Here is an 11990-nt window from a genome sequence, read left to right on the forward strand (position 1 = left end):
TAACCAATTGGTTCATTCCGAAAAAAAGAACTTGGCCGCTTGACCAAGTTCTTAATCCATCAGTTTTTAAGGTACCTTATTACCCTTTAAATAATTGAACAAACATTTTACCGTAAGGACCGCCATCAACAATGCCGATTCCTACTTCACTGTAGTTACCGCCTAAAATGTTAGCACGGTGTCCGTCAGAATTCATTAGTGCTTGGTGAGCTGCTTCAACCGTTTGGTTACCAGCTAAGTTCTCACCAGCTGTGTTATAGCTCACACCAAATTGGTCAAGCATTTCAAATGGTGAACCATAAGTTGGTGATTGGTGAGCGAAATAGTTGTTATCAATCATATCTTGCGCTTTAACACGAGCAACTTTTGTTAACTCAACATCAATATTTAAAGGTGCAAGACCTTGCTTTTGACGTTCTTCATTAACAAGGTTAACCATTTGCTGTTCTTCAGCAGACAGTTCTTGTGATTGTTCTTCTGAATTTTGCTCAGTTTCTTCAGCTGGAGCTGGTTGTTGTACAGGTTGAGCCGGCTCAGCTTGAGGAGCTTCCTCTTGTGGTGCTTCTTCTTGTGGTGCTTCTTCAGCAGGCTGTTCTACTTTAGGTGTTTCAACCGGCTGCTCTTCTTTTTGTTCTGGAGCTGGTTCTTCTTTTTGCATTTCTTTTTCGAGCTCTGGTAATGTAATATTCCATTTATTTAGTAAATCTTGTAGATTACTAGTTTGCTTTACTTCTTCTATTAATTTTTGAATAGACTCTTGATCTGCACCATTTAATGCAATCACATGCTTTTGTGTGATAACCTTTGTATTTGGCTGTTCAGATGCAGCAGCTTGACCAGCAAAACCAGCTGCCATTGTTGCAGCGGCGATTGTTGTAACGATAAATTTCTTCATGAAAATGCCTCCTTGAAGGTTGTTGTTTTTTTGGTACATCAAAATCCTAGCACAGAATCTAGCTTGTTCCTATGGTAAATCATGCATATTACTGTATAAACCAAGCATCAATCCACACTAAAAAACCTTTATAATATAAGGAAGAAACACAGAAATGACCAAAAAATATTCATTCTTTTATTCATATTTTTATAGATTTATTCAATATTCGTTACAGAAATGTAAAAAAGCCTAGGCAATTCGATACCTAAGGGATTTGTGAGGATATTTCAGAGGAATGGAAAAGATTTCAGGAAGTATTCTACTCTATTTTTTGTTAGTTTAGTAGACAGCATAGATTACAGGAGGTTTTCTAAATGAAGAAATACATCTTACCAATATGTGCAGGAATTGCTCTAGCATTCACTGCAAACCAAACTGCTGATGCGGCATCACACAGTCATACCGTTCAAAAAGGCGATACACTCTATCAATTAGGACAACAATACAGCGTAACTGTTGATTCAATTAAAGAACTTAATAATAAAGAAACATCAGCGCTTCAAGTAGGAGAAACACTTTCCCTTCCGGCTGCTATTACAACGGAAGAGCGTGAATTGTTATCACGTCTAGTTCATGCAGAAGCTCAAGGTGAGCCATATGCAGGTAAAGTAGCTGTAGCAACCGTCGTGCTTAATCGTGTCGATCATCCTGAGTTTCCTGATACGATCAAAGAAGTTATTAACGAAATTGGTCCATCAGGACATTATGCTTTCTCACCTGTTCAAAACGGTATGATTAATCAGCCGGCAGATGATGAAGCAAAACAAGCTGTACAAGAAGCCATTGCCTTTCAAAGTGACAGCCAAGGTTCTATCTACTTCTACAATCCAGAAATTGCAACAAACCATTGGATTGGCACACAAACAGAAACTGTTCGTATCGGTAAACACGTGTTTGCAAAATAAATAATAGATCCAATTAAAAAGCTGGCATTTTGTGTCGGCTTCTTTTTTTATACCCGCTTTTCTATATACTAAACCTCATACTAAACCTCATACTAAACCTCATACTAAACCTCATACTAAACCTCCATGCATTAAAGATTTTTCTAATAATTAATTTTTAAAGATTAAAGACGTACAAAAAGGGAATACAACTCATAACTTAGAATATGTATATGTATAATAAGTCTCTTAACTTAATAGGAAAGGTGGTGCAATGTATTATGGCTCGTCTATCAAGAGTAACCTCACTTCGAGCAAATCGTATCCATACAAGCTTTGTCAATAAAATGTCCAGTTCAAACGGGGTAAATCCAGTAATGCCGGTTGAGAAAGCGGAAGCAACGAAAAATCCCACCAAGCATTCTAGCGACCACCAGCTTACAAGCTACGATTATTACTATGAAAAACACCTTGCTCAATCAAGTAAAACGAACGTTCACTCCGATCGATTTACTCGAAATGAGGTTCAAAATAACAGCACAGCTCTCTTAACAAGCGAGGAAAATGATCCAGAGAAAGAATTAGTATTAAAGTTAGTAAACAGCTACAATCAACTCATTCAATCGCTAAAACATACTGATCAAATCAGCTGCCAAAATTATACTGCTAAACTGCATCAAGTATATGCAGGCTTTGCCACTACTTTTGAAGAGTATGGAGTGATAGAAACCTCTCATTCTCTTTTAACCTTTGATGAAAAAACATACAGTATAAACGAAAATAGAACTAAGGTCACTTCTGAATTCATAGGTTCATTTATGAAAGAAGTTTTGACCGAGTACCAAACTATTCTTGCAGACAAATGCGAACCGACATTAAACAACAACCCCTATGAAAAACTTCCTTATCAGCATACTGGCATATTATTTGAAGAGAGGCTTTAACCTCTCTTTTTTTATGCAATTTTGCGCACATATTAGATCTCCCTATGTCTTCCCCTTCTTATTTTTGATACAATAAGGAAAAAACTAGGGAGTGAACACCTGCATGCAAGTTATCGTTTCTCACCAAAATGTTGATTTCGATGGTGTAGCCTCCATGGTTGCTGCAAAAAAATTATATCCAGAAGCAATCATTGCCATTTCTGATAAATTAGATCGAAGTGTCACCACCTATATGTCAATCTACAAAGATCTTTTTTCATTTTCCACTTATGAGTCGATTGAATGGAAACGTGTTACCTCAATCATCTTGGTAGATGTCCAAGCTATTGATCGAACTGGAATTCCAAGTGAAGAATTGATGGATGAGATCGAAACGATTGTGTATGATCATCACCCTCCCTTTCAACTACATATAAATGAAAAAGAAAGTCATCAAATTGAACAAGTAGGTGCCGCTATTACTTTATTAATAGAACATCTCGAACAAGAAAATATTCATCTTTTAACTGAAGAGGTCAATCTATTTGGTCTAGGTTTGTATTCTGATACAGGCAATTTCACGTTCCCTAGCACTACATCGCGTGATTTTCATGCAGCCTCTTTTTTAATGAAACATCATTTAGATATTGAGATTGTTAATCGATTTGTCACTCCAGCCTTAACCGAAGCCGAACAGACTTTATTTAATCAATTATTTCACTCACAGACGCTGCATCAATTAGATGGACTGCAGGTAGTTGTTTCATGTCATGAGCAAGACCGTTTTCAAAATGGATTATCCAGCCTTACAGAAAAATTATTAGATGCTAGCTCTGCCGATGCTGTAATTACTATTGTCAAAATGGGCAAGCATGTCCACCTCGTCTGCAGAGCCAGTTCTACACGTATTAATTTTCAATCATTTATTAAAGAGCTTGGTGGTGGAGGACATAGCCAAGCGGCTTCAGCTATGATGAAGAAAACAACTTTAGAAGAGGCTCGCAGGAAGGTACTCCCTCTGATAGATATGATTGTTGAACACACCGTTTCAGCTAAAGAAGTGATGAGTTATCCAGTTAAAACAATTCATGAAAATGACACGATAACAGATGCTAAAGAAATGATGATTCGCTTTGGCCATACCGGTTTTCCAGTTGTAAATGACCATGAAGAACTGGTTGGTATTATTTCAAGAAGAGATGTCGACAAAGCGATTCACCATCAATATGGTCATGCGCCTATCAAAGGATATATGACACGAGAGATCGTTACTAAACAAGTAGATTCAACCATAGATGAAGTGCAGCAGGCTATGATTAGTCATAATATCGGGCGCATCCCCATTATGGACGATCAAAACATTGCAGGGATCATTTCAAGAACAAATATTATTTCCTATCTTCAAAAAAAAGAATATGAAGCCAACTTCCCAAATCTTGTGCAACGTTTAGAAGACACAGTAAGTAAGGAACACTTTCATTTGCTTAAGCTGATTGGAAGAGAAGCAGACCGTTTTGGGGTAAATGCCTATTTAGTCGGAGGGTTTGTTCGTGATCTGTTATTGAAAAGACCTAATGAAGATTTGGATGTTGTCATTGAAGGGGATGGAATTGAATTTGCCAATGTTTTAGCTGCTTCTAATGGTGGCAGCATTAAAAAACATGATACATTTGGAACGGCTACATGGACGACTCCTGACGATATGAAAATCGATATCGTTACCTGCCGTACTGAATACTACGCGGAAACCGCCTCTCTTCCTATTGTAAGATCATCAAATATTCATGAGGATCTTACAAGGCGCGATTTTACGATTAATGCTATGGCCATGTCGATATCTGAACATTCGTTTGGCAAGTTATTAGATGAATATCAGGGGATAGAAGACCTTAAAGCGAAAAAAATTCGTATCCTTCATCCAATCAGTTTTATTGAAGATCCAACACGTATATTCAGAGCTGTTCGTTTTGCAGTGAGGTTCGGCTATTCCATCGAAAAAGAAACGGCCAGGCTCGCACAAAGCGCGATGTCTCACCTTTTTTCTCTAAGCCAGCAAAGACTAAGGCAGGAACTAACCTTAATTCATAAGGAAGCAAAAGACCTAGAAGCTTTCTACCTTTTGGATACACTAAATGTATGGAAAACACTCTTTCAAAAAGAGCTGCCCGCATCTTCTTGGCAATATGCAGAGAGGGTGTTTAATCAATCCGGCCATACTGTTTTTCATATGTTAACAGCACTTGCTTCTCCGCTTTCTAATTGGCGTGAAATGATCCAACTCTATATTATGACGGCAAAAGAACGAGTCTTTATCGAACAGTTAAATGAGATTAAACAAGCACCAATAGAAGAGATTAAATCGATAGGTGAATTACACAGGTATTTGTATGCTGTGCATGATGAAATATTGCGCTTCTACCTGCTGGATCCAACCCAAAGATTCCACACTCACTTAGATGATTACTTCAAAAAGAGACAGAAGATATCTTTATATCTAACTGGAGATGACCTGATAAAACTTGATTTTAAACCTGGACCTCATTTCAGAGATTACTTATTTGAGCTTGAAATCAAACAGCTCAACGGGGAAATTTCATCAAAAGAAGAAGCAACTAAGTGGGTACTCGAAGAAAAACAAAAAGCAGAAGCTAACCATTTGTAGTTAGCTTCTGCTTTTTTTATAGATAACCCATATCTTTTGCCTTTTCCGTAAGTTCATCTCGGAAATTCGGGTGAGCGATATCAATTAAAGCTTGTGTTCTTTCCCTAATGGTCTTGCCTCGAAGTTTAGCCACACCATATTCTGTAACAATATAGTCTACATCATTTTTTGATGTTGTAACAACAGAACCAGTAGCCAATGTCGGAACAATCTTTGAGATCGTGCCGCCTTTTGTTGTGGAGTGAAGACAGATAATACCCTTCCCGCCCTTTGACATTCTTGCACCAATTCCGAAATCTCCTTGTCCCCCAGTTGATGAATAGTAGCGCCCGCCTATTGATTCAGAATTACATTGACCTATTAAATCGACTTCAATCGTGGCATTAATTGTAACAAGCTGATTGATTTTTGCTATTAAACAGCTGTCATTCGTTTCATCAACCGGATACATTTGAACTTGTTTATTTTGATCCATGAAATCATAAAGTCTTTTTGTGCCAAAAGCAAACGTTGCTGTCATACTCCCTTTATGAAGTGGATTTGAAAGGTTTGATACAGCTCCGCTCTCAAACAAGTCCACCACTTTATCTGGAATCATTTCAGTGAAGATGGTTAAATCTCGGTGATCTTTTAAGAAGTTCATAATCGCGTTTGGAATCGCTCCAAAGCCGATTTGAAGAGTATCTCCGTTTTGAATTAAATCTGCTACTGTTTTTCCAATGATCTCATCCTCAGGTCTTAAAGGGATTTCTGGTGTCACAGGCAGTTCCACATGATTTTCTATAAGCGCATCTACTTGATCAATGTGAATGTGGTTTTGTCCGAATGTTCTAGGCATATTCTCATTCACTTCTAATATGATTCGTTTTGCGTCTTTTAATAAAGGGGCTACATAATCACAATTTGTTCCTAGTGAAAAATATCCGTCCTCATCCATTGGTGAAACGGCGGCCATAATCACTCGATCATGTGTAGTCTCCTTTAAAATTTGCGGTAAATCTGAAAAGTGGTTTGGAAGCAGATCCACTTCTTTATCATAAAATGCACGACGCTCATCTTTATTTAAGAACATAGAAACAATTTTCACCTTAGATGGATCGACTGCTAAAACAGGGTAAAGAGAAAGCATTTGAAATAAACGATTTCCCTCTAATCCATTATGTTCCGCTAATGCCAGAACTAATCCAGGTGGTTCCCCGACTGCAAGGGGTACGATAATATCTTCACGAGGCTGTATTATTGATACCGCTTCCAAGGAAGTGGCAGCTTTTTTTTGTTTGTATAACTCGTGCACACTCATGACAAAAATCCTCCTACATCATACGGGTACAATTCCCCAATATTTCTTCTTATGTTTTGAATCTCCTCAAGCAATAATAATAATACTATGTTAAATACCTACAACCAAGGCAAACCGAGCCGTTTAAGTAAAGTAAAACTTTTCTGTATACTCATATTTTTCTTACATCCACCTGCACATTCATACACGGTTTCAATAAATAACTCTTTTTTAGTATGAACCAGTGCCTAAATGCCACTCACGAAAATAATACCAGCTTTTGTTGTTAATGTGGTAATTTGTCGAATTCTAGACGTTTTTTTTATTTTTTACCGGTTCAAAAGAAAAAATCTGATATAATGAAATTCGTTATACCAACAAAAAGAGCAAGAATCTTTTTTGTTGAGATTGGAGGAGTTTTAGGTGGACACACGCAGGAGACGATCCGATAGACATAAAAGAAGACCTAGGAAACGCAAAAAATTATTTGTTTCATTCCTTTTACTTTTTTCTTTATTGTTTATTTCAACTGCTGCCTTTGCAGTTTTTCAATATGAATTAGGAAAAAATAATGCCCAACAAAACTTAACTGAAACAAACGACAGTGACGAAACGTTAGAAGATGAAACGGAAGTGCATGAATTTCAATCAAAGGAACCTGAGAATAACGAACCTATTAATGTATTGTTAATAGGTGTGGATACTGCTGAAGATGAACCAGCTAGAACAGATACAATTATGGTGGCTCAATATGATCCCAAAAATGGGGACGCAAAATTAGCATCTATTATGCGTGACACATACGTTGAAATTCCTGGATATCGTGATAATAAAATTAATGCCTCGTTTTTCTTAGGAGGTCCTGACCTTTTAAGAGAAACCATTGAACATAACTTTGGATTAGATCTTCATTATTATGCTATGGTTAATTTTGATGGCTTTGTTGAAGTCGTTGATACGATTGCCCCTAAAGGGATAGAAGTAGATGTTGAAGATCGCATGTACTACCAATCCGGAAGTACAGTCATTGATTTTGAACCTGGTACACAAGTGCTTGACGGCCAGCAAGCATTGAATTATGTACGTTTCAGAAGTGATGCTAATAATGACTTTGGCCGTGTGGAACGGCAGCAAGAGATGTTGACTTTGTTAAAAAATGAACTTTTAACGGTTTCAGGTCTTACAAGAGTTCCACGTCTAATCGGATCTGTTGAACCATATTTAGATACTAACATTAAAACAACTAGGATGCTTAGTTTAGGACGTGACTTCATCTTAAATCCGGTTGATGATGTACAGACATTAAGAATTCCGGTTAAAGATGGTTACAGCGACCAACATTACAGCCATGCTGGTGCTGTACTTGAACTTGATTTCGAAAAAAATAAAGAAGCTATCCATTCCTTCTTCTCCAATGAATCAAAGGGATTTGCTAATGATTCAACAACCGAAGATGATGAAGATATGTAGAGGAAATATACAATAAAAGCTCATTGACAACATATTGTCAATGAGCTATTTTTATTTACTGCATTATTAACGTTTAATTAAAACTGTTTAAATACGAGCGTTGCGTTATGTCCGCCAAATCCAAGAGAATTATTCAAAACAGCTCGTACTTCTTGTCGTCTTGCTTCATTTGGCACATAATCCAGATCACAATCTGGATCTGGTGTATGGTAATTGATTGTAGGCGGGATGATTCCGTCTTTGATCGCTTTTACCGAGAACACAGATTCAATTGCTCCTGCTGCTCCTAAAAGGTGACCAGTCATTGATTTTGTTGAGCTTATTGCTAGTTTTTCAGCATGCTCTCCAAATACTGTTTTCACAGCCATTGTTTCAAATTTATCATTATATGGTGTACTTGTACCATGCGCATTCATGTAATCAATATCACTAGGTTGTAAGCCTGCATCTTCAATTGCCTGCTTCATAGCACGGGCACCGCCTTCTCCCTCAGGAGCCGGAGCTGTCACATGGTGAGCATCCCCTGTTGCACCGTAGCCGACAATTTCTGCATAAATGGTTGCACCGCGCTTCTCGGCTGATTCTAGACTTTCTAAAATAAGAATGCCTGCTCCTTCTCCCATAACAAAACCATCTCGGTCTGCATCAAATGGACGCGATGCGTTTTCTGGGCTGTCGGTTGTTGTTACAGCTTTTGCTGCACAGAAACCAGCGACAGACATATTCGTAATTGGGGCTTCTGCTCCGCCTGTAATCATCACATCGGCATCACCACGCTGGATTACTTTAAAGGCATCTCCAATAGAATTTGTCCCGGAGGCACATGCTGTAACAGAACATGAATTAATTCCCTTTGCTCCAGTGATAATGGAAACTTGGCCAGAAGCCATATCAGGGATTAACATTGGGACAAAAAACGGGCTTACTCTCCTGTGACCTTTATCAAGGAATGTACGGAATTGCTGTTCAAAGGTTTCCATACCTCCAATTCCCGATCCAATCCACACTCCTGCACGATTAGCAATCTCTTCTGTAATCTCAAGGTTGGCATCTTTTAGAGCCATTAAAGAAGCTGCTACAGCAAATTGAGTAAAACGATCCATTTTTCTAGCTTCTTTTTTATCCATAAATTCACTTGGATCAAAATCCTTTACTTCTGCTGCAACTTTCATCGGAAATTCTTCAGCATTCACTCTCGTTAAAAGGCCAATTCCAGACTCCCCGTTAATCGCTTTCTCCCAAGTTGTATCCACATTTAAACCTAGTGGTGTGACTGCTCCAACACCCGTTACTACGACACGTTTTTTCTCCATTACAATACTCTCCTTTTCAACTACAATTTTCATCATTGTGATCTCAAGTTAAGAATAGTATTAACGTCCCCAGCGAAGGGCAACCGATCCCCATACTAATCCCGCTCCAAAACCTACAAGAACAAGGGTATCTCCATCTTTGATTTTACCACTATTTATTTCATCCACCATAGCCATCGGAATAGAGGCAGACGATGTATTACCATACTTATGAACCGTTTTAGACATCTTTTCTGCTGGTAATTCAAGGCGTTCACGTGCAGCTTCCATAATCCGGATATTTGCTTGATGAGGAACGAGAAAATCTACATCTTCTTTTGTTAAACCTGCCTTTTTCAGTACAGAAAGAGAAGACTCACCCATTTGTCTAACAGCAAATTTAAATACTTCCCGGCCATTCATTTCTAAAAAATCACCTTTTTGATTAATATGCATCGCACCAGCACCGTCTGCACCTAGCTCAAAAGCTAGGAGACCTTTACCTTCAGATACAGGCCCTAGCACTGCAGCACCTGCCCCGTCACCAAATAATACAGCCGTATTACGATCATCAAAATTAGTGATTTTTGATAATTTCTCGACACCAACGACTAGAACATGCTTATAAGCTCCTGTTTCAATAAATTGTTGTCCTGTTGCCAAGCCGTAAATAAATCCAGCACAAGCTGCACTGATATCCATTGCTGCAGCCTTACTTGCCCCAAGACGCTCTTGAATGAGCGAAGAAACAGTCGGAAATGGCATATCTGGAGTCACTGTAGCGACAAGAATCAAGTCAAGATCTTCGGCTGAAATATCTGCATGTGCTAACGCCTTTTCAGCTGCTTGAAATGCCATATCAGAGCTGTCTACATGGTCTGGTGCAAAGCGGCGCTCTTCAATTCCTGTACGAGTTTTAATCCACTCATCAGAAGTATCTACTTTCTTTTCAAGATCTGCGTTGGTCACTACCTGTTCACCAATGTAGCTTCCCATTCCATAAATCCCAGCTTTCACCATATGCTGATTCCCCCTTTATAAAAACCGCTACATAATTTACGAGTTATTATTAGTACCTGATACTAATTTTATCTTATTAAAATAAGTCTGTCTACAAAAATTAAGAAGTTCCTATTCATGTGAAAAGGGCATTTGTCCACACACATTAAAGGGACGATGCCCATAAACTAGTAAGGGATAGAGAAGCTGGAGAGTAAGGAGGATTTTCACATGAGTAAGCATAAAAAAGATGAACGGCAGGTTGATGTGTTTTCTCAACTAATGTTTGGTACACCGCCGCCTGAGCCGGCTAAAGAAGAGGCTAAACCGACCCAATTAGAGCAGATTATCACATTAGTCCAAACCGTTGGACCAGCCATTGATAAATTAGCTCCTTTGATGGGAGTGCTACAGACATTTTTTAAACACCAGCAACATAAAACAAGTGATCGTGAGGTTAAAGAGGCAGCCACTGAAACAACAAATAAAAAAGAAGGCGGCAACGTATAACTCGTTGCTGCCTTCTTTTTATCGATAATAATAAAATTGATTATAAGGTGTACCAAAGTTAGGACCATAACTCGGACCAAAATTCGGGCCATAACTTGGGCCAAAGCTCGGGCCGTAACTCGGGCCGAAGTTCGGGCCATAACTAGGACTGTAATACACAGGCGGCCTTCCGTAATTATTAAACAATAAACCGCCAATCGCTAAACCGCCCAAAAAAGGGATAAAAGGGAAATACCTTTGATCATGAGGGTTCACTTGATGAGATCGCACCATTTGATGATATGGCTGGTAAGGCTGATAATTCATCCATCCCAACTCCTTCACATAGATTCCCTACATTCTATGGACTCTCCCCTCATTTTGAGCGTGTCCTTATTCCGATTGTCCTGATGACTTCCCAAGCTCCTCCATCAGATCATTAAAAAACCCATCCAGCTGGCCTTTTAATTTCTCTTCTTCCGTCGTTTTAGGTTTCATTTTTTTGACGGCTTCGTACGTTTCTAGGAAGCCATTAAAATCTCCGGTACGAATCTGAGCAAGACTATAGTGAACAAATAATCTAATATGCTCGCCGCCGCTTTTCTTCGTTAATTCAACAAATGGCTTAAGCGTCTCAATTGCTTCTTCATTTCTTTTTTCAGATAATAACCTAAATCCTTCCTTCATTTTATCAGCAAATGCTTGCAGCTTTTCTTCTTTTGTCATTAAGGTTCTCTCCTGTCATAGAAAGAGGCTAACCTTAATATCAGGTAAGCCTCTTCTTTTTTTATTCATTTTCTTATTTACTCTCAGATTTACCTTCTTCTAGACCAAGCTCGTATGCTTCAGACATGACATTAAGCAATAGTTCAAGCATGGGCTGCAAATCATCCATGTTTAATTCGATTCCTTTGTCATCTAGAAATTTTTTCCCTTCCGGTAAATGATTCATTGCAATTTGCATAAATTTCATATTCATTTCTGGATTATTCACTTATAGTCACCTCTTTATCAGACTTGTACAAAAAGATTCCATGTTAAATTTACTATGACTT

General features: G+C 38.4%; 12 protein-coding genes. 5 read left to right on the plus strand and 7 right to left on the minus strand.

Translation table 11 applies throughout. From position 1 onward, the window contains the following. Positions 1-79: 79 nt before the first annotated feature. Complete coding sequence (locus PQ478_RS15800) at positions 80-895, minus strand: CAP domain-containing protein (RefSeq protein ID WP_289234815.1); 816 nt, start codon at positions 893-895, stop codon at positions 80-82. 356 nt (positions 896-1251) lie between these two features. Between PQ478_RS15800 and PQ478_RS15805 the strand changes: the two genes are divergently transcribed. The 3 genes from PQ478_RS15805 (at position 1252) to PQ478_RS15815 (ending at position 5406) form a co-directional block, all read left to right on the plus strand. Further along, positions 1252-1842 (plus strand): cell wall hydrolase, encoded by a 591-nt coding sequence (locus PQ478_RS15805; RefSeq protein WP_012959757.1) that lies wholly within the window; start codon positions 1252-1254, stop codon positions 1840-1842. A 260-nt stretch (positions 1843-2102) separates the two neighbouring features. Continuing rightward, positions 2103-2765, plus strand: coding sequence for a hypothetical protein (locus PQ478_RS15810; RefSeq protein ID WP_289234816.1), 663 nt, complete (start codon positions 2103-2105; stop codon positions 2763-2765). 103 nt (positions 2766-2868) lie between these two features. Continuing rightward, the gene (locus PQ478_RS15815) at positions 2869-5406 is read left to right on the plus strand and encodes a CBS domain-containing protein (RefSeq protein WP_289234817.1); all 2538 of its coding nucleotides are present in this window, start codon (positions 2869-2871) and stop codon (positions 5404-5406) included. Positions 5407-5422: 16 nt separating this feature from the next. On the opposite strand, the gene PQ478_RS15820 is transcribed toward PQ478_RS15815, so the two are convergent. Beyond that, the gene (locus PQ478_RS15820; RefSeq protein ID WP_289234818.1) at positions 5423-6706 is read right to left on the minus strand and encodes an acetyl-CoA hydrolase/transferase family protein; all 1284 of its coding nucleotides are present in this window, start codon (positions 6704-6706) and stop codon (positions 5423-5425) included. Between the two features lie 402 nt (positions 6707-7108). Here PQ478_RS15820 and PQ478_RS15825 point away from each other — a divergent pair, with 402 nt between their 5' ends. Further along, positions 7109-8155: an LCP family protein gene (locus tag PQ478_RS15825; protein ID WP_289234819.1), complete on the plus strand. Its 1047-nt coding sequence runs from the start codon at positions 7109-7111 to the stop codon at positions 8153-8155. A 77-nt stretch (positions 8156-8232) separates the two neighbouring features. On the opposite strand, the gene fabF is transcribed toward PQ478_RS15825, so the two are convergent. Both fabF and PQ478_RS15835 read right to left on the minus strand, forming a co-directional pair. Beyond that, positions 8233-9468 carry a beta-ketoacyl-ACP synthase II gene (gene fabF / locus PQ478_RS15830; RefSeq protein ID WP_289234820.1) on the minus strand — a complete coding sequence of 412 codons (1236 nt, stop codon included), beginning with the start codon at positions 9466-9468 and terminating at the stop codon, positions 8233-8235. Between the two features lie 60 nt (positions 9469-9528). Then, positions 9529-10464 (minus strand): beta-ketoacyl-ACP synthase III, encoded by a 936-nt coding sequence (locus tag PQ478_RS15835; RefSeq protein WP_012959763.1) that lies wholly within the window; start codon positions 10462-10464, stop codon positions 9529-9531. A 213-nt stretch (positions 10465-10677) separates the two neighbouring features. Here PQ478_RS15835 and PQ478_RS15840 point away from each other — a divergent pair, with 213 nt between their 5' ends. Continuing rightward, positions 10678-10956, plus strand: a complete 279-nt coding sequence (locus tag PQ478_RS15840) for a hypothetical protein (protein WP_012959764.1) — start codon at positions 10678-10680, stop codon at positions 10954-10956. An 18-nt stretch (positions 10957-10974) separates the two neighbouring features. Here the strand turns inward: PQ478_RS15840 and PQ478_RS15845 are convergent, their stop codons facing one another. The 3 genes from PQ478_RS15845 to PQ478_RS15855 form a co-directional block, all read right to left on the minus strand. Beyond that, a complete protein-coding gene (locus PQ478_RS15845) occupies positions 10975-11262 on the minus strand; it encodes a hypothetical protein (protein WP_012959765.1) in 288 nt (95 codons plus the stop codon). Between the two features lie 66 nt (positions 11263-11328). Continuing rightward, complete coding sequence (locus tag PQ478_RS15850) at positions 11329-11661, minus strand: hypothetical protein (protein WP_289234821.1); 333 nt, start codon at positions 11659-11661, stop codon at positions 11329-11331. A gap of 73 nt (positions 11662-11734) precedes the next feature. Then, on the minus strand, positions 11735-11914 hold the full coding sequence (locus tag PQ478_RS15855) for a ComZ family protein (protein WP_289236994.1): 180 nt from the start codon (positions 11912-11914) through the stop codon (positions 11735-11737). Positions 11915-11990 lie beyond the last annotated feature (76 nt).

Origin of the sequence: Alkalihalophilus pseudofirmus, from assembly GCF_029094545.1 — a bacterium.
GTDB classification, from domain to species: Bacteria; Bacillota; Bacilli; order Bacillales; family Bacillaceae_D; genus Alkalihalophilus; species Alkalihalophilus pseudofirmus.